The organism is Cellulosimicrobium sp. CUA-896 (assembly GCF_001942335.1).
In the GTDB taxonomy this organism is placed as follows: domain Bacteria; phylum Actinomycetota; class Actinomycetes; order Actinomycetales; family Cellulomonadaceae; genus Cellulosimicrobium.
This window is the reverse complement of sequence record NZ_MKKH01000033.1, coordinates 71,006-88,404: the sequence shown is the minus strand read 5'-3', so window position 1 is coordinate 88,404 and position 17,399 is coordinate 71,006. Positions and strand designations below refer to the sequence as shown.

Sequence of the window (17,399 nt, the reverse complement as noted above, 5' to 3'; positions counted from 1 at the left end):
CGGTGCGCACGGCATGAGCGAGCGGGAGCCGACGGCGGGATTCCGCGCGCCAGTCTACCCGCGCGGTCGCCACGGTCGGGCCGCGCTCCACGAACGGGCATCGGCGGTCGGGTGCAGGTCGAGGGCGTGTCGGAGGTGCCGGGTAGTGTCGAACACACGTTCGAGAAGCACGCTCGAGCGCGTGCGAGGGCGGGGTCCCGCCCCTTCCCCGCCCTCGCACGGACACCGTCCGGACCGCCGTGCACGGCACGGCCTGACGCCACAGCGGAGAGGAGACCGCCCGATGACCGCATCACCTGCTCCACGGAGGTCCGTCGCGGCGACGCACGCCGGACCTCCGTCGTCGCGGCGACCGTCGGTGCAGACGGTCGCCGCGGTGCTCGCGCGCGACGGGACGTGCACGTTCCCCGGCTGCCGGGTCCCGGCGTTCCGGTGCGACCTCGACCACGTCGTGGCGCCCCGCCCGGGCGACGAGCAGGGCCACGACGCGGGCAACCTCGTCGCGCTGTGCCGTCACCACCGCGTCGTGCGGGCACGGGACGGCTGGCGTCCCGCGCTGCTCGCCGACGGCACGGTCCGCTGGACCGCGCCGAGCGGGCACACCTACGTGCGTCCGAGCGCGTGGCGCAGCGCGTGACCGCGGTGCGGGTCAGGCGAGGGAGGAGCCCGTCAGCCGCTCGTACGCCTCGAGGTAGCGGTCACGGGTCCGCGCCACGACGTCGGCCGGCAGCGACGGCGGCGGGGCGTCGGACGCGCGGTCCCAGCCGGACGCCGGCGAGGCGAGCCAGTCACGGACGAACTGCTTGTCGAAGCTCGGCTGCGACCGACCCGGCTCCCACTGGTCCGCGGGCCAGAACCGCGACGAGTCCGGGGTGAGCACCTCGTCGCCGAGGACGACCTGCGCCGCCCCGCCGGTGCCGTGCGTCCCGAACTCGAGCTTGGTGTCCGCGAGGATCACGCCGCGCTCGCGCGCGATCTCCTCCGCCCGCGCGTAGACCGCGAGCGTCAGGTCGCGCAGCCGTGCCGCGTCCTCGGCGCCGATCTGCCCGGCGACGACCTCGAACGAGACGTTCTCGTCGTGCTCGCCGACCGCGGCCTTCGTCGCGGGCGTGAAGATCGGCTCCGGCAGGCGAGACCCGTCGACGAGGCCCTCCGGCAGCGGTACGCCGCACACGGCACCGCCCGCCCGGTACTCCACGAGCCCGGACCCCGTGAGGTAGCCGCGCGCGACGCACTCGACGGGGAACATGTCGAGACGACGGCAGATCATCGCTCGCCCCGCCACGACGTCGGGCACGAGCCCGTCCCCCGGCTCCGCCGACACGGCGGTGGACACGACGTGGTTCGGCACGAGGTCGGCGAGCTGGTCGAACCACCACAGGCTCAGCTGCGTGAGCACGACGCCCTTGTCGGGGATGCCGGGCGAGAGCACGTGGTCGAACGCGCTCACACGGTCGCTCGCGACGACGAGCACCACGTCCCCGAGCGGGTGGACGCCCCCTACGGCAGGCAGGTCGGGCTCGTACAGGTCGCGCACCTTGCCCGAGTAGACGTGCTTCCAGCCGGGCAGCTCGAGTCCCGCCGTGTCGAACGCGTCGGTCTCGCCGAGGGAGAGCGGGGGGACAAAGTCCTGGGGCGTGTCCGTCACGCGCCCTAGTGTCGCACCATGCACTTCACGCCCGCCGCCCCGTCCGGACCCGTCCCGCCGGACGGGACGCCGATCTCGGACGGCGCACCGGCGACCGCCGCCGGCGCGTTCGACGACCCGCGCGTCACCGCGTTCCTCGAGACGTTCTCGACCTTCCTCGAGACGGTGAACGAGCAGGGCCACCGCCGGCAGCGCGCGGCGGGCGGTCTGACGGTCGCCGGCGCGCTGCGCGAGCACCTCGGCACCGACCCCCTCGCGCTCGCCGTCGTCACCGAGACGGTGGGCACCCTGCGCACGGTCGACGCGGACGTCGCCGTCGAGGTGGTGACGGCGCGGCACGGCGGCGGGCGGCTCCTCGGCGTGGGCGGGGGTGAGCAGCGCATGCACGCGTCGCTGTCCGAGATCGTCGAGCACTCGGCGCGATGGGGCCACTTCCCCGTCGGAGCCGTCGACTACGCCCGCGCGGCGACCGGGCCGACGTCCGAGCGGCGGACCGTGGCCTTCGGCCTGCACCTGTTCACCTACGCCGGGACGCCTGTCGCGGTGCTGCAGCGCGCGGCGAGCCCGCGGTACGGGAACGCGGCGTCCCTCGAGGTCATGTGCACGGACGAGGACGCCGCGCTCGCCCTCCTCTCCGAGCTGCGCACGGCGATGGTCGAGCACAGCGTGCTGCGCGGGCAGGTCGTCACCTTCACGACCACGCCGTCCGAGTACGGGCCGACGTCCGCCGGCATGACCTTCGTGCCCCGCGACCGGGTGCCGGCCGCCGACGTCGTGCTGCCGCACGGCACGCTCGACCGGATCAAGCGCCAGGTCGTCGGCGTCGCGAGGCACCGGGCCGAGCTCGAGGCCTCGGGCCAGCACCTGAAGCGCGGCGTGCTCCTGTACGGGCCGCCGGGGACCGGCAAGACGCACACCGTGCGCCACCTGGTCGGCGAGTCCCCCGGCACGACGGTGATCCTGCTCGCGGGCGGCTCGTTGGGCCTCGTCCGGCTGGCGGCCGAGACCGCACGGGCGATGCAGCCCGCCCTCGTCGTGCTCGAGGACTGCGACCTCATCGCCGAGGACCGCTCGTTCCACGACGGGCCGCAGCCGCTGCTGTTCGAGGTGCTCGACGCGATGGACGGGCTCGACCGCGACGCGGACGTGGCGTTCGTGCTGACGACGAACCGCGCCGACCTGCTCGAGCGGGCGCTCGCCCAGCGGCCCGGTCGCGTCGACCTCGCGGTGGAGATCCCCCTGCCCGACGACTCCGCACGCCGGCGCCTCTTCGAGCTCTACCGCGGGACGCTGCCGTTCTCGGCGGCCGCGCTCGACGACGCCACCGCACGGACCGGCGGCGTCACGGCGTCGTTCGTCAAGGAGGCGGTGCGCCGGGCCGTGCTGCGCGCGGCCGAGGCGGGGCACGACGTCGGCGACGACGACCTGCGGTCGGCAGTCGCGAGATGACCGGCGACGCCGAGCGCGTGACCCGCTCGCTGCTCGGCTCCGCCGGGGACTGAGCGCGCCGGGGCGCGGCGGGGCGGCCGTCAGCGGCCGAGGGCGACCTCTCCGGCCGCGGCCGCGGCGGCGATGTCCGTCCGGTGCTGCGAGCCGGCGAGCTCGATCCGCTCGACGCCGGCGTACGCGCGCCGGCGCGCCTCGGCGAGGTCGGCGCCGCGCGCGACGACCGACAGCACGCGACCGCCGGAGGCGACGAGCGCGCCGTCGGCGTCCACCGCGGTGCCGGCGTGCAGCACGTGCACGCCCTCGACCTCCTCGGCCGCGTCGATCCCCGTGATCGGGTCTCCGCTGCGCACGGCGCCCGGGTAGCCCTGCGCCGCGACGACGACGGTGACGGACGCGTCGTCGGACCAGGCGAGGGGCGGCAGCGCGGCGAGCCGGCCCTGCGCCGCCGCGAGCATGACGCCCGACAGGGGCGTGACCAGGCGGGTGAGCACCGACTGGGTCTCCGGGTCGCCGAAGCGCGCGTTGAACTCGACGACGCGCGTCCCGCGGCTCGTCAGGGCGAGCCCGACGTACAGCACGCCGACGAACGGCGTGCCGCGCCGCGCCATCTCGTCGATCGTCGGCTGCGCGACGCGCGTGACGACCTCGTCCACGAGTCCCGGCGGCGCCCACGGCAGCGGGCTGTAGGCGCCCATGCCGCCCGTGTTCGGACCGGCGTCGCCGTCGAGAGCGCGCTTGAAGTCCTGGGCGGGGGCGAGCGGCACCACGGTCGAGCCGTCGCTCACGCAGAACAGCGACACCTCGGGCCCGTCGAGGTACTCCTCGACGACCACCCGACGCGCCTCGCCCGCGCCGCCGGCCGTCGGGGCACCCAGGCAGGCCCGCGCGTGCTCGAGCGCCGCGTCCCGGTCGTCGGTGACGACGACGCCCTTGCCCGCGGCCAGCCCGTCGTCCTTGATCACGTACGGGGCGCCGAAGCCGTCGATCGCGGCGGCGACCTCGTCCACGTCGGTGCACACGTGCGCGAGCGCGGTCGGGACGGACGCCGCCGCCATGACCTCCTTCGCGAACGCCTTGGAGCCTTCCAGCCGGGCCGCCTCGGCCCCTGGGCCGAACACCGGGACACCGGCGGCGCGCACGGCGTCGGCGACGCCGGCGACGAGCGGCGCCTCCGGGCCGACGACGACCAGCTCCGCACCGAGGCGCGTCGCCAGCGCGGCCACCGCCGCGCCGTCGTCCTGGTCGACCGTGTGCAGCTCCGCGAGGCCGGCGATCCCCGGGTTCCCCGGGGCGGCGTGCAGCTCGTGCGGCTCCGCGCCGAGCCGCTCGGCCTCGTGCGCGAGGGCGTGGACGATGGCGTGCTCGCGGGCACCGGTACCGACGACGAGGATCTTCACGGGCGCCGAGTCTACCGACGGCCCTCGCGCGACCGGCCGGCGTCCCGCGTCGCGAACGGGAGGCCGGCCGGGCGGCGGGTGCACGTGGACCGGCAGGGCCGGTCAGGGTGCGTCAGTGGATGAGGTCGTGCCGCGGGATGATCGCGTCGCGGCTCGGACCGACGCCGATCGCGGAGATCCGCGTCCCCGACATCTCCTCGAGCGCGAGGACGTAGCGCTGCGCGTTGACGGGCAGGTCCTCGAACGTGCGTGCCCCGGAGATGTCCTCCGACCAGCCGTCGAGCTCCTCGTAGACCGGCGTCGCGTGGTGGAACGCCGTCTGGTCGAGCGGCATCTCGTCGTGCCGCACGCCGTCGACGTCGTACGCGACGCACACCGGGACCTTGTCGAAGCCGGTGAGGATGTCGAGCTTGGTGAGCACCATGTCGGTGATGCCGTTGACGCGCGTCGCGTAGCGGGCGATGACGGAGTCGTACCAGCCGCAGCGCCGCGAGCGCCCCGTCGTGACGCCGTACTCGCCACCGGTCTTGAGGAGGTACTCGCCGTTCGCGTCGAACAGCTCGGTGGGGAACGGGCCCTCCCCCACGCGCGTGGTGTACGCCTTGATGACGCCGATGACCGAGGAGATGCGCGTCGGCCCGATGCCCGAGCCGGTGAGCGCGCCGCCCGCGGTCGCGTTGGACGACGTGACGAACGGGTACGTGCCGTGGTCGACGTCGAGCATCGTCGCCTGGCCGCCCTCGAAGAGGACGTTCCTGCCCGCGTCGAGCGCCTTGTTCAGCACGACCGACGTGTCGGCGACCATCGGCTTGACGCGCTCGGCGTACTGGAGCAGCTCGTCGACCGTCTCGTCGACCGTGATGGCGCGACGGTTGTAGGCCTTCACGAGCAGGTGGTTCTTCTGGTCGAGGGCGCCCTCGATCTTCTCGGCGAGGATCTTCTCGTCGAACAGGTCCCACATCCGGATGCCGACGCGGTTGATCTTGTCGGCGTACGCGGGCCCGATGCCGCGCCCGGTGGTGCCGATGCGGCGCTTGCCGAGGAACCGCTCGCTGACCTTGTCGATCGTGCGGTGGTAGCCGGCGATGACGTGGGCCGAGCCCGAGACGAGCAGCTTCGACACGTCGACGCCGCGCGCGACGAGGTCGTCGAGCTCCTGGAACAGCACCTCGATGTCGACGACGACGCCGTTCGCGATCACCGGCGTGACGCCCGGCGACAGGATGCCCGACGGCAGCAGGTGCAGCGCGTACTTCTCGTCCCCGACCACGACGGTGTGGCCGGCGTTGTTGCCGCCGTTGAACTTGACCACGTAGTCGACGCGGGAGCCGAGGAGGTCGGTCGCCTTGCCCTTGCCCTCGTCGCCCCACTGCGCTCCGACGAGCACCACGCCTGGCATGGATTCCCCACTTTCGCACTGCCTGTTCCTCGGCCGGTCCGGGAGTGCGCGGAGCTCGCGCGGCGGGGTCCGTGCCCGACGGCGCAGCCCCCGCGGGTCCGAGGCGTCGCCCGGGCGGCAGTCACCCGGGGACCGCGACGAGTTTACCGGTCGTTGACCTTCGGGGCGCACGGGCCTGTGGGCGACGGTGCGCCTCGGCGCGGGACGGGCACAATGAGGGGATGAGCGACGCGCACCAGAACCTGCTGGACGGACCGGCGCCGGTCCACCTCCCGGACGAGTACGCCGCCGTGCGGGAGGCGATCGAGGCGGGGACGGACCCGTACGAGATCGCGGCGCGCGAGCCGTCGTCGTCCCTCGCGTGGGCCTTCCTCGCGGAGGACTACCTGCACGAGAACGGCTCGCGAGGTGCCGTGACCGCGTACGCGTTCGCGCGGACCGGGTACCACCGCGGCCTCGACGCCCTGCGGCGCGCGGGCTGGCGCGGCCAGGGCCCGATCCCTGCCGACCACGTCCCCAACCAGGCTTCCTCCGCGCGCTCCTCGCGCTCGCGGAGTGCGCCGCGTACATCGGCGAGGTCGACGAGGCCGAGCGCTGCGAGGCGTTCCTGCGCAGCTCCGGCACGTCGGCCGACGAGGTGCGCGCGCTGCGCTGAGCGCGCGTGCAGGCGCGCGGGCCCGCGTCTAGAGTCGACAGCATGATCGAGATCGCCACCTCGCCCGCGACGACGACCCTCGTCATCGCCGGGGACCTCGATCTGGCCGAGCGCGACCAGTTCCCCGAGATCGCCGCCCGGGTCGTGGGCCTGCGGCGCCAGCTGCTCGTCATCGACATGTGCCGGGTGACGTTCATGGACTCCACGGGCGCCGCCTTCCTCATCTCCCTCGCGGACGCGGGCCGCAAGCGGGGCGGGGCGACGGTGCTGCGCGGCTGCGACGACCGCGACCTCTTCGTGCTCGAGGTCTGCGGTGCGCTCGAGCTCTTCCGCATCGACGCCGACCACCGCTGCGAGCCCGCGACGCCGCCCTCGGGGTTCGCGGAGGTCGAGCCGCAGTCCTGACCGGCCGGCCGCGCCCTCAGCGCGGCGTGGGCTGCGGTCGCAGCGTCGCCCACACGAGCTTGCCGGACGCCGTCGGGCGCCATCCCCAGTCCGCGAGCCGCTCGACGATCTGCATGCCGAAGCCGCCCATGCGGTTCGCGTGGCCGTCGGTCGGCACGGGCGGCGCGGGGTTGGCGTCCTCGACCTCGACGCGGATCCCGTCGCCCGTGTCGAACAGGCGCAGGGCGAGGTGCCCCCAGCCGTGGAGCACGCCGTTCGCGACGAGCTCCGAGACGACGAGCTCGGCGTTCGCGCTGTCGGTGACGCCCCATGCCTGGCAGGTGCGCACGACGGCGTGCCGCGCGCGCCCGATGGACGCGGCCTCGCTCGGCAGCAGCCACCGGCGGCTGCGCGGGCTGAGGACCGCGGCGTGCGGGTCGCGCTCGGGGTCCGGGATCCGCACGACGACGAGCGCGACGTCGTCCTCGGGCGCGTCGGCGAGCCGGGACAGCAGCTCCTCGCCGACGCCCGCCGCGTCGACCGCCGTGACCGCCCGCGACGCCGCGACGAGCGCCTCCAGCCCCACCCGGAGCGCGCGGTCGCGCCGCTCGATGAGGCCGTCGGTGTAGAACAGCAGCGTGTCGCCCGGGTGGAGGGACACCACGCCCGTCGCGCGGGTGCGGCGCCCACCGAAGCCGATGAGCGCGCCGCCCGCGTCGTCGAGCTGCGTGACCGTCCCGTCGCGCAGGAGCAGCGGCGGCAGGTGCCCGGCGCGCGAGTACTCGACGCGCCACGCGTCGCCCGGGTCGGTCACGTCGGGTCGTGTCAGGGCCGCGTAGACCAGGCTCGCCGAGCGCGGGATGCGCATGCCCTGGACGAGCTGGTCGACCCGCTCGAGCACCGGGCCCGGGGTCGTCAGCTCGTACGCGTACGAGCGCACGACCGACCGCAGCTGCCCCATCGCCGCCGCGGCCTCGACGTCGTGCCCGACGACGTCCCCGATGACGAGACCGATGACGTCGGGCGCGATCTGCAGGACGTCGTACCAGTCGCCGCCCACCTGGGCGTGCTCGGAGTTCGGCGCGTAGTACGTCCAGACGTCGAGCCCGGTGACGTCCGCCTGCTCGGGCAGCATCGCGCGCTGGAGGGTCTCCGCGAGGCGGTGCTCGCGGGCGTACAGGCGCACGTTGTCGATCGCCGTGCCGGCACGGCGGGCGATGACCTGGATGAGGGTGCGCACGCCGTCCTGCGCCTCGCGGTCGACGCCGGCGGACCCGTCGCCGCCCGTGCGCGCGTCCCCGCTCGTGACGAGCAGGCCCAGGATGCGACGGCGACCGGGGACGCCGGAGACCGTGACCGACGTCGGGCGGTGCTCGAGGCGCGCCAGACGGTGCTGGAGGTCGCGCTGGAGCCAGCCCGACGCGGACCACTGCGGGTACGTCGCGGTGAGGTCGAGCGCGACGGGTCCTTCGACGCGCCCGTCGAGCACGTCCTGGACGCGGTCCGGGACGTCGACGAGGCGGGCCCTCGGCGTGGAGGCGTCCGCGACCGCCGCGTCGCCGAGCGCGTCCGTCTCGTGGACGTGCGGCACCGGCTGGAATGCGCCCGGGGAGTACCTGCCGTGGCGCTGGCCGCGCCCGCTCGGCGGCGCGGCCGAGTCGACCCCCTCGGCGAAGCGCAGCCCGTCGTCGTTGAGGTAGAAGCCCGCCCAGTCGACGGCGTACCCGGCGAGCAGCGCGGTGATGTCGCGCAGCGCGAACGGCTGGTCGAGGTCCGCGAGGAGGTCGGAGCTGCGCGCCACGACGTCCAGGACCGCGCGCTCGCGCCGCTCCAGCGCGAGCGACGCGACCTGCGCGGCGTAGCGCTCGACGTGCTCCGAGACGTCGACCTGGACGCCGACCCAGTGGGTGGTCGCCCCGGCGGCGTCCCGCAGCGGGGACAGCGAGAGCTGGGACCACACCGCCGAGCCGTCCTGGCGACGCGTGCGCAGTGTGTGGGTGATCTCACGGCCGTCCAGGATGGCCGCGCGCAGCGAGTCCTTGTCCAGCGGCTCGGCGAGCAGCGTCGTGAGCACGCGCGGGCTGTGCCCGACGACCTCGTGCGCGGCGAACCCGGTCTGCCGCTCGAAGGCCGCGTTGACCCAGAGGATCGGCATGCCCTCGGCCTCTGCGCCGGTGACGAACATCGCGACGCCCGCGGACTCCATGGCCCGCGCGCACAGGTCCCGGACGTGCGCGGGCAGGCCGGTGCCGAGGCTCGGCGATCCGCCCATCATCACCTCCGGCGCCTCGTGCGCCCGGTTCGCGCACGGTCGACCTGCACCGTACAGCGCGTGCCTCTGGATGCACACGCTCCGGTCGCGTTACTGTCCCGACTGGACATTCAACCGTAGATTGGTGCTTCCCGAGACCCGTGGGGTCAGGGATCGCTGAAAGGAGCGCCGGTGCGCGAAGGTACCTCCTCGGCCGCCGACCGACCGGTCGGCGTCACGGGCGACCCCGCACAGGGGAGCGAGCCCGCCAGCGTCCACGTCATCGTGGGCGCGACCCGGGCACGCATCGTGCTGTCCGGCGAGATCGACGCCGAGCTGGGCGCCGACCTGCAGGAGGCGACCGCTGCCGCCGAGGACTCCGGCCTGCCCGTCGAGATCGACGCCCACCACGTGACGTTCATGGACTCGTCCGGCGTCGCGTTCCTCGCCCGCCTCGCGTCGCGCGGGCCGCACCGCGTGCGCGTGCTGCGCGCGCCGCCCACCGTGCGGTTCCTCCTCGAGGTCACCCGCATCGGCGAGCTGCTCGACATCGTGGACGCCGACCCCGGCTTCGACCTGGGCAAGGAGACCGAGGGCGACGACACGAGCGGGGCCCCGGCGCCGGCCTGACGCGGCCGCGCAGGACCGCGACGGCCCGCACCGGCCGCGCACGACGACGAGAGCCCCCGGTCCGTGGACCGGGGGCTCTCGTGCGCGGGGCGTCGGGTGACGCCGGGATCAGCGGATCTTCTGGCCCGCCGAGCGCAGCTGCTGCGAGGCCTCGACGATGCGGGCCGCCATGCCGGCCTCGGCCAGCTTGCCCCAGGCGCGCGGGTCGTAGGCCTTCTTGTTGCCCACCTCGCCGTCGATCTTGAGGACGCCGTCGTAGTTGCCGAACATGTGGCCGACGACGGGGCGCGTGAACGCGTACTGCGTGTCGGTGTCGATGTTCATCTTGATGACGCCGTGGTCGACCGCCTCGGCGATCTCCTCGGCCGACGAGCCCGAGCCGCCGTGGAAGACGAGGTCGAACGGGTTCTCCTTGCCGATCTCGTCACCGACCGTCCTCTGGATCTCGGCGAGGATCGACGGGCGCAGCTTGACCGCACCCGGCTTGTACACGCCGTGCACGTTGCCGAACGTCAGCGCCGTGAGGTAGCGGCCCTTCTCGCCGGCGCCGAGGGCGCGGACCGTCGCGAGGCCGTCCTCGGCCGTCGTGTACAGCTTCTCGTTGATCTCGGCCTCGTGGCCGTCCTCCTCGCCGCCGACGACGCCGACCTCGATCTCGAGGATGGTGCGCGCCGCCTGCGAGAGCTCGAGCAGCTCCGCCGCGATGACGAGGTTCTCGTCCAGGGGGATGTCCGAGCCGTCGAACATGTGCGACTGGAACGTCGGCAGGCCGCCGTTCTTCACCTGCTCGGCCTCGATCGCGAGCAGCGGGCGGACCCACGAGTCGAGGTTCTTCTTGACGCAGTGGTCCGTGTGGATCGCGATCTGCACGGGGTAGTTCTTCGCGACCTCCGTCGCGTACGCGGCGAGCGCGAGCGATCCGGCGATGCGGTCCTTGACCGTCGAGCCCGAGGCGTACTCGGCGCCACCCACCGAGACCTGGATGATGCCGTCGGACTCTGCCTCGGCGAAGCCTGGAGCGCGGCGGTGACGGTCTGCGACGACGTGATGTTGACGGCCGGGTAGGCGAACTTGCCAGCCTTCGCCCGGTCGATCATGTCGGCGTAGACCTCGGGAGTTGCGATGGGCATGCGGAGCTCCTGTGGAGTCGTGCGGGGTGGTGTCAGGCAAAGTCTGGCACGGATGCCCGCCGCGGGTCAGGGCCGTTCGGCCTGTGGTCCCTCGCGTCCCGGCGCGGCGCCGCCGTCGGCACCCGTCGCGGGCACCGCGTGCTGGGCCGCCCAGGCGTGGAGCGCGATCGCCCCCGCCGCCCCCGCGTTGAGCGAGCGCGTCGAGCCGAGCTGCGTGATGTGCAGCACCTCGCGGCACGCCTCGACGGCCTCCGCCGTCAGCCCGGTCGACTCCTGGCCGAGCAGCAGCACGCACGCCGGCGGGAGCGCGTACCCCTCGAGCGGCACCGAGCCCGGGAGGTTGTCGACGCCGAGCAGCGGCAGGTCCTCCCCCGCCGCCCACGCGGCCAGCTCCGCCACGGACGCGTGGTGGTGCACGTGCAGGTAGCGGTCGGTGACCATCGCGCCGCGCCGGTTCCACCGCCGCCGTCCGACGACGTGCACGCCCGCCGCGTTGAACGCGTTCGCCGTGCGCACGACCGAGCCGATGTTGAGGTCGTGCGCCCAGTTCTCGATCGCGACGTGCAGGAACCGGTCGGCAGGGCGGCGCCGGTCCATGTCCGCGACGATCGCCTCGACCGTCCAGTACCGGTAGGCGTCGACGACGTTGCGCCGGTCGCCGTGCGCGAGCAGCTCCGGGTCGTAGCGCGGGTCGACCCGGTCGCCGCGGTCCGAGGAGGGCGCGCCCGACGCGTCGACGCGCGGCCACACGTCCGGCCCGCCGGGCCACGGCCCCACGCCGACCACGCCGACCTCGGGCGCATCCGCGCTGCCGGGCGCGTCGTGCGACGCGCGCCTCCCAGAGCATCGCGAGCACGACGACCGCGGCCCCGCGAGCGCGAGCAGCACCGGGCCGGCGACCGGGCCCGTCGGGGCCAGCAGCGCGCCGTCGTCCTCCTGCCAGGGCCACACGCGCGCAGCGAGCCGACCATGAGCCCGGCGAGGACGGCCATCGTCACCTGGCGGCGGTGGTGCAGGAGCCACTGGAGCAGCTTCACGAAGGACCCGAGGCCCACGGCCGCGCCGAGCGCGAACGCCCCGACGAACGCGAGGTCGCGGTCGGACACGGCCTCCTGCACGGGCACGTACAGCCCCATCGCGAGCAGGACGAACGAGCCCGAGACGCCGGGCAGCACGAGCGCGTTGATCGCGATCGCGGCGCCGAGGACCACGAACCACAGCGACGGGTCGTCGACCTGGCCGGGCGGCAGGCTCGTGAGCAGGAAGGCGGCGACGGCCGCGACGACGAGCACGAGGGCGTCCAGCGGCCGGAACCGTGCGGGCATGAGCCGGAGCGGGACGGCCACGGACACGGCGATCATGCCGAAGAACACCGACCGGACGGGGACGGGGTGCGACTCCAGCAGCGGCGCGATCAGCTGCAACGACAGGAGCAGGACGACCACCATGCCGAGCAGCACGGGGACCAGCAGCGCCCAGTCGACGACGCGCAGCGCCTGCGCGGCGGGGCGAGCCCGCGGCGCCGGACGAGACCGGTGACGAGCTCGCGCCCGGCGTGCAGGAGCTGGCCCGCCGCGTCGATCAGGTCGTCGTAGAGCCCGACGACGAGCGCGATCGTCCCGCCGGAGATCCCCGGGACGGACTCGGCGGCGCCGACGAGCCCGCCGCGGACGGCGGAGGCGGGCGCCGACCGCCACGAGGTGCGGGGGCGGGCGAGGTGGGCGGGGTGCTCGTCGTGGTCGGTGGGCTGCGCGGGCGTGGCGCCGTGCTTCGCGTGGTCGTCGCGGGCGGTGTTCGTCACCCGCGAAGGGTAGCGGGCGGGCCAGTAGGCTGGCCGCGGCCACCATCCCGTCAGAAGGAGCGCAGCGTGACCGAGCGGACCATCGAGTCGTGGCTCACCGACATGGACGGCGTCCTGGTGCACGAGGGGCACGCGATCCCCGGTGCCGCGGACTTCGTCAAGGCGCTGCGGGATCGTGGGCGCCCGTTCCTCATCCTCACGAACAACTCGATCTTCACGGCGCGCGACCTGCGGGCGCGGCTCGCGACGTCCGGCATCGACGTGCCGGAGGAGTCGATCTGGACGTCCGCGCTCGCCACGGCCCAGTTCCTCACGGACCAGGTGCCGGACGGCAGCGCGTACGCGATCGGCGAGGCCGGCCTGACGACGGCGCTCTACGAGGCGGGATACACGCTCACCGAGTCGAGCCCCGACTACGTGGTGCTCGGCGAGACGCGCACGTACTCGTTCGAGGCGATCACCAAGGCGATCCGGCTCATCCTGGGCGGCTCGCGGTTCATCTGCACGAATCCCGACACGACGGGGCCGTCGCAGGAGGGCCCGCTGCCCGCGACGGGCGCGGTCGCGGCGATGATCACGTCGGCGACTGGACGCAAGCCGTACTTCGTCGGCAAGCCCAACCCGATGATGTTCCGCTCGGCGCTCAACCGCATCGACGCGCACTCGGAGACGACCGCGATGATCGGCGACCGGATGGACACCGACGTCGTCGCGGGCATCGAGGCCGGCCTGTACACGTACCTCGTCATGACGGGCTCGACGCGGATCTCCGAGGTCGAGCGCTACCCGTTCCGGCCGAGCAAGGTCGTCGACTCGGTCGCGGACCTCGTCGACCTCGTCTGAGAGGTCCCGCTCCCCCGCTGCACGACGACGACGCCCGGCCACCACGAGGGTGACCGGGCGCCGTCGTCCGTGCGTCAGGCGGTGACGACCACGCGTGCCCGACGGCGCGCGGCCGCCCCGATGAGGACGAACCCGGCGAGCACGAGCGTCGTCGCGAGGAGCGCGAGGTCCGCGTCGTCGGACCCGGTGCTCGCGAGACCGGAGTACACGTCGCACTCCACGTCCCCGCCGACGGGGAACGAGACGGTGACGGGCGCGAGCGCCGTGCCGGCCTCGTAGAAGCCGGCGAACGCCGCCGCCCCGGCCGCGGTGAGCGTCGCGGGTGCGCCGCTCCACGTGATGGTCGAGCCGGACGTGGACCTCGCCCCCGACAGGTCGAGGCTCGCGAACGCCACTCCGTTCGAGCTGGAGCGGTTGCCCTCCATGTCGCTGCTCTGCACGTCGACCACGAGCGTGCCCGTCGAGCCGGCGACGACGACGCGCGGGTTGGCGATCTTCAGGTCGAGGATGCCGTCGTGGCCGGAGAAGGCGACCGTGCCGCCGTAGCTCGCGCGCCCTTCCCGAGGTCGGTGTTGAACGAGCCCTTGCCGCCGCTCCAGGTGAACGTCGTCCCGTCGTCCCGGACGCCCGTCGTGGAGACGGCGCCCTTCGCGATCGGTCCGGTCACGTAGGCCCGGAAGCGTTCGCTGACGCCCCAGGTGAGCGTCGCGCCGTTCACGCCCTGCGCGAAGCACTGCTCCGCGGCGGCGCCGGATCCGGCGCCCTGGCCGCCGGCGGCGGTCTCCTCGGCCCCGACGACCGTGAGGGGCGCCGACGCCGTGTGGTGCGCGCCGATGAGCAGGAGCGTGTGCTCGCCCGGCTCGAGGTCGGTCGGGACGGTGACGGTCGAGCTCGCCGCGCCGCCGGCGTTCGCGGTGACGCCGGTCGCGAGCACCCGGGGCTCCGAGTGGATCTCGGTCCGCATCCCCGTCTCGTTCGCGTCGAACCCGACGCCGCTGATCGTCACCTGGCCGCCGGGGACCACCTGGGCGACGGACAGCGTCGCCCTCGCCGGGTCGACGTCGCCGCCCGACCCGCCGTCGGGGTCGCCGATCTCGCCGCCGTCACCGCCCGGCTGCTGGGCCGGGACGCCGACGGTGAAGGTGACCGGGTCGAGCGCCGTGCCCGCCGGGTAGAACCCGGAGAACGCGGCCGCACCGTCGGCGGTCAGCGTCGCCACCGCGCCGCTGTACGTCACCGAACCGTCCGCGCCGGTGGCCGGTGCGCCGAGCGCGAGGGTCGCGAACGCGACGTCGTCGCGGTCGAACGTCGACCCGTCGAGGCCCTTCGACGTCGCGTCCACGAGGAGCCGGGCGGAGGTCGCTCCGGTGATCTCGACGACCGGGTCCGACAGGCTCAGGTCGAGGAGCCCGCCGTGACCGGTGAAGCGCACCGTCCCCGCGTACCCGACGGTCCCGCGGCCCGTGCCCGACGACCACGTCCCGCCCTCGGCCTGGCCGAAGCGGAACACGCCGTCGACGACGGTGGCGCCGTCCGAGGCCGTGGCGCCGCCGTGGGCGATGGGCCCGACGATGTAGTCGCGGAAGGACTTCTTGACGCCCCACGTGAGGCTGCCCGCGGTTCCCGGCTCGACGGGCTTCGCCGTCACCGCGACGGAGGCCGGGGTGGAGGTGGAGCCCAGGAAGGCGTCCTCGTCCCCGGGCACGAACGTCGCGGTCACCGTGTGCGTGCCGACCGCGAGGCCCGTGGTCGTGAGGGACGCCGTGCCGTCGACGACGGCCGTCGTGCCGAGCGCGGAGCTCCCGGCGTCGAACCGCACGGAGCCGGCCGCGCCCCCGGGCGAGACCGTCGCCGTGAACGTCACGCCCGCGCCCTCGACGACGCGCGACGCCGACGCCGTGAGCGCCGTCGTCGTCCGCTGCGCCTCGGGAGCGGGCTGCGTGATGCCGAGCGGCGTGAACGTGTCCAGGGAGCGGTCCGTCGCCGACAGGCCGTGCGCGGCCGAGGTCGCGACCACGTACTCCGTGCCCGGGTCGAACGATCCCGCGGGGACCGTGAGCGTCGTCGTGAACGCGCCGTCCACGACCTGCGCCGGCCGCACCCACGCGAGCTGCAGCCAGCCCGACGCCACGAGCGGACCGGACCCGTCCCAGATCGAGGCGTCGCCCAGCACCACGTACGCGCCGAACCGCGCCGCGTCACCGACGAAGCCGGTGCCCGAGACCGTGAACGTGTTCTCCACCGCGGGGTCGATCCCGGACGACGGCGACACCGCCACCACCGGGTCCGCCACGAGAGGCGCCTTCACCGTCAGGGTCGTGCTGCCGGCGACACCCAGCACCGAGGTCACGCCGACGACGAGCTCGCCGTCCGCGGCCTCGGCCGGGATCGTCACGACGACGGTGTCGCCGTCCCGGGTGTACGTCGCCGACGACCCGCCGAGCGTGACGCCCCTGACGGCGTCGTCCGCGGTGAGGCCGTCGACGGTCAGCGTGACCGTCCCGCCCGGCTCGACGGTCGACGCCGCGGGCGTCACCGTCAGCGCGGCGGGGACGTCGTAGGCGACGGGGACGAAGAGCTCCTGGGCGGCGTTCGTCACGCCGCCCGCCGGGTAGGTGTAGACGCCGTGGCGTCCCCCGTCGAGCGCGGCCGGGTTCCGCACGACGAGCTCGGCCTCGAACGTGCCGTCCTCGGCGATCTCCGTCCAGGCCGCGCGGATCGCCCCCTGGTACTGCGGCGGCACCTGCTCGAGCACGGACTCGGCGAGCGCCCACGACTGCGAGCCGACCTTGCGGGCCGACGACGCGACGCCCTCCGACGGCCGCCACTGCTCGGCGAAGCTGCCGAACACGACGTACGTGCCCTGCGGGAGGGTCGCCGGGATCGGCATGCCACGCCCACCGACGTTGCCCGCCGGGTCGAAGCCGGTGCCCTTGACGACGATCGTGTCGCCCACGGACACCGCGGTGTCGCCGAGCGGCGTCGTGCCGTCCGCCGCGAACACCTCGACGGCGGGCTCCCAGACCGGCTCCTGGGGCTCGGGCTGCGCGACCGGGACCGGCGTGAACGTGTCCAGGCGACGGTCGGTCGCGGACAGCCCGTGCGCCGCCGACGTCGCGACGACGTACTCCACCTCGGGGTCGAACGACCCGGCGGGGACGGTGAGGGTGGTCGTGAACGCGCCGTCCACCACCTGGTCCGGGCGCACCCACGCGAGCTGCAGCCACCCGTTCGCGACGAGCGGGCCGGAGCCGTCCCAGATCGACGCGTCGCCCAGCACGACGTAGGCGCCGTGCTGCGCGGCCGGGCCGACGAAGCCGGTCCCCGAGATCGTGAAGCTGTTCTCCACCGCGGGGTCGACCGGCCCGGACGGCGCGACCGTCACCTGCGGGTCCGCCACCGGCTCGGGCTCCGGCTCGGGCTCCGGCTCTGGCTCGGGCTCCGGCTCGGGCTCCGCGGCCGTGACGGCGTGCGTCACGGCGGACGACGTCGAGCCGAGGAAGGCCGCGGGGTCGGCGGGCGTGAAGGCCGCGGTGAGGCTGTGGTCGCCGACGGCAAGGCTCGTCGCCTCGAGGCGCGCGACGCCGTCCGTCACGGGGGCGCTGCCGAGCGCGGTCTGCCCGTCCCGGAACTCGACGGTGCCCGCGGCGGCCGGCGCGACGGTCGCGGCGAGCGCCACCGCGGCTCCCTCGACGGAGCTGCCCGCCGGGTCGGCAACGAGCGTCGTCGTCGTCGCGGCCGCGGGGTCCGCCGGCTCCGGCACGGTGAGACGGGCGGTGAGGGTCGACATCGCCTCGCCGACGTAGCCGGCG

The 17,399-nt window shown here is 74.5% G+C and carries 11 protein-coding genes and 4 pseudogenes; 6 read left to right on the top strand and 9 right to left on the bottom strand.

The annotated features are described in order from the left end of the window. Positions 1-358 precede the first annotated feature (358 nt). Positions 359-637 (top strand): HNH endonuclease signature motif containing protein, encoded by a 279-nt coding sequence (locus BJF88_RS11490; protein ID WP_075828882.1) that lies wholly within the window; start codon positions 359-361, stop codon positions 635-637. Between the two features lie 12 nt (positions 638-649). Here BJF88_RS11490 and BJF88_RS11485 read toward each other — a convergent pair whose 3' ends face one another. Then, entirely contained in the window at positions 650-1,570 is a 921-nt protein-coding gene (locus BJF88_RS11485) for a phosphoribosylaminoimidazolesuccinocarboxamide synthase (protein WP_075828950.1), read from the bottom strand. Positions 1,571-1,666: 96 nt separating this feature from the next. On the opposite strand from BJF88_RS11485, the gene BJF88_RS11480 reads away from it, so the two are divergent. Beyond that, positions 1,667-3,097 (top strand): ATP-binding protein, encoded by a 1,431-nt coding sequence (locus BJF88_RS11480; RefSeq protein WP_075828881.1) that lies wholly within the window; start codon positions 1,667-1,669, stop codon positions 3,095-3,097. An 80-nt stretch (positions 3,098-3,177) separates the two neighbouring features. Here the strand turns inward: BJF88_RS11480 and purD are convergent, their stop codons facing one another. Together purD and BJF88_RS11470 are read right to left on the bottom strand one after the other, a co-directional pair. Next, positions 3,178-4,494 (bottom strand): phosphoribosylamine--glycine ligase, encoded by a 1,317-nt coding sequence (gene purD / locus BJF88_RS11475; protein ID WP_075828880.1) that lies wholly within the window; start codon positions 4,492-4,494, stop codon positions 3,178-3,180. A 112-nt stretch (positions 4,495-4,606) separates the two neighbouring features. Continuing rightward, positions 4,607-5,893 carry an adenylosuccinate synthase gene (locus tag BJF88_RS11470; protein WP_075828879.1) on the bottom strand — a complete coding sequence of 429 codons (1,287 nt, stop codon included), beginning with the start codon at positions 5,891-5,893 and terminating at the stop codon, positions 4,607-4,609. Between the two features lie 221 nt (positions 5,894-6,114). On the opposite strand from BJF88_RS11470, the pseudogene BJF88_RS11465 reads away from it, so the two are divergent. Both BJF88_RS11465 and BJF88_RS11460 read left to right on the top strand, forming a co-directional pair. After that, positions 6,115-6,548, top strand: a pseudogene (locus tag BJF88_RS11465) (DUF3151 domain-containing protein). Between the two features lie 42 nt (positions 6,549-6,590). Then, on the top strand, positions 6,591-6,953 hold the full coding sequence (locus BJF88_RS11460) for an STAS domain-containing protein (protein WP_075828878.1): 363 nt from the start codon (positions 6,591-6,593) through the stop codon (positions 6,951-6,953). Between the two features lie 16 nt (positions 6,954-6,969). Here the strand turns inward: BJF88_RS11460 and BJF88_RS11455 are convergent, their stop codons facing one another. After that, positions 6,970-9,282 (bottom strand): SpoIIE family protein phosphatase, encoded by a 2,313-nt coding sequence (locus tag BJF88_RS11455; RefSeq protein WP_369824583.1) that lies wholly within the window; start codon positions 9,280-9,282, stop codon positions 6,970-6,972. Positions 9,283-9,375: 93 nt separating this feature from the next. Here BJF88_RS11455 and BJF88_RS11450 point away from each other — a divergent pair, with 93 nt between their 5' ends. Then, complete coding sequence (locus BJF88_RS11450) at positions 9,376-9,813, top strand: STAS domain-containing protein (RefSeq protein ID WP_083649072.1); 438 nt, start codon at positions 9,376-9,378, stop codon at positions 9,811-9,813. 108 nt (positions 9,814-9,921) lie between these two features. Here the strand turns inward: BJF88_RS11450 and fbaA are convergent. The 4 genes and pseudogenes from fbaA to BJF88_RS11430 form a co-directional block, all read right to left on the bottom strand. After that, positions 9,922-10,943 (bottom strand): annotated as a pseudogene (gene fbaA, locus BJF88_RS11445) (class II fructose-bisphosphate aldolase). A gap of 66 nt (positions 10,944-11,009) precedes the next feature. Beyond that, on the bottom strand, positions 11,010-11,729 hold the full coding sequence (locus BJF88_RS11440) for an RNA methyltransferase (protein ID WP_075828947.1): 720 nt from the start codon (positions 11,727-11,729) through the stop codon (positions 11,010-11,012). Positions 11,730-11,923: 194 nt separating this feature from the next. Next, a pseudogene (locus tag BJF88_RS11435) lies at positions 11,924-12,391 on the bottom strand (DUF368 domain-containing protein); the annotation flags it as partial. Then, positions 12,358-12,744, bottom strand: a complete 387-nt coding sequence (locus BJF88_RS11430; RefSeq protein WP_075828877.1) for an undecaprenyl phosphate translocase family protein — start codon at positions 12,742-12,744, stop codon at positions 12,358-12,360. The gene BJF88_RS11430 and the pseudogene BJF88_RS11435, both read right to left, overlap by 34 nt. A gap of 102 nt (positions 12,745-12,846) precedes the next feature. Between BJF88_RS11430 and BJF88_RS11425 the strand changes: the two genes are divergently transcribed. Further along, positions 12,847-13,587, top strand: a complete 741-nt coding sequence (locus BJF88_RS11425; RefSeq protein ID WP_075828946.1) for an HAD-IIA family hydrolase — start codon at positions 12,847-12,849, stop codon at positions 13,585-13,587. A 74-nt stretch (positions 13,588-13,661) separates the two neighbouring features. Here the strand turns inward: BJF88_RS11425 and BJF88_RS11415 are convergent. Next, positions 13,662-17,377, bottom strand: a pseudogene (locus BJF88_RS11415) (HtaA domain-containing protein). Positions 17,378-17,399 lie beyond the last annotated feature (22 nt).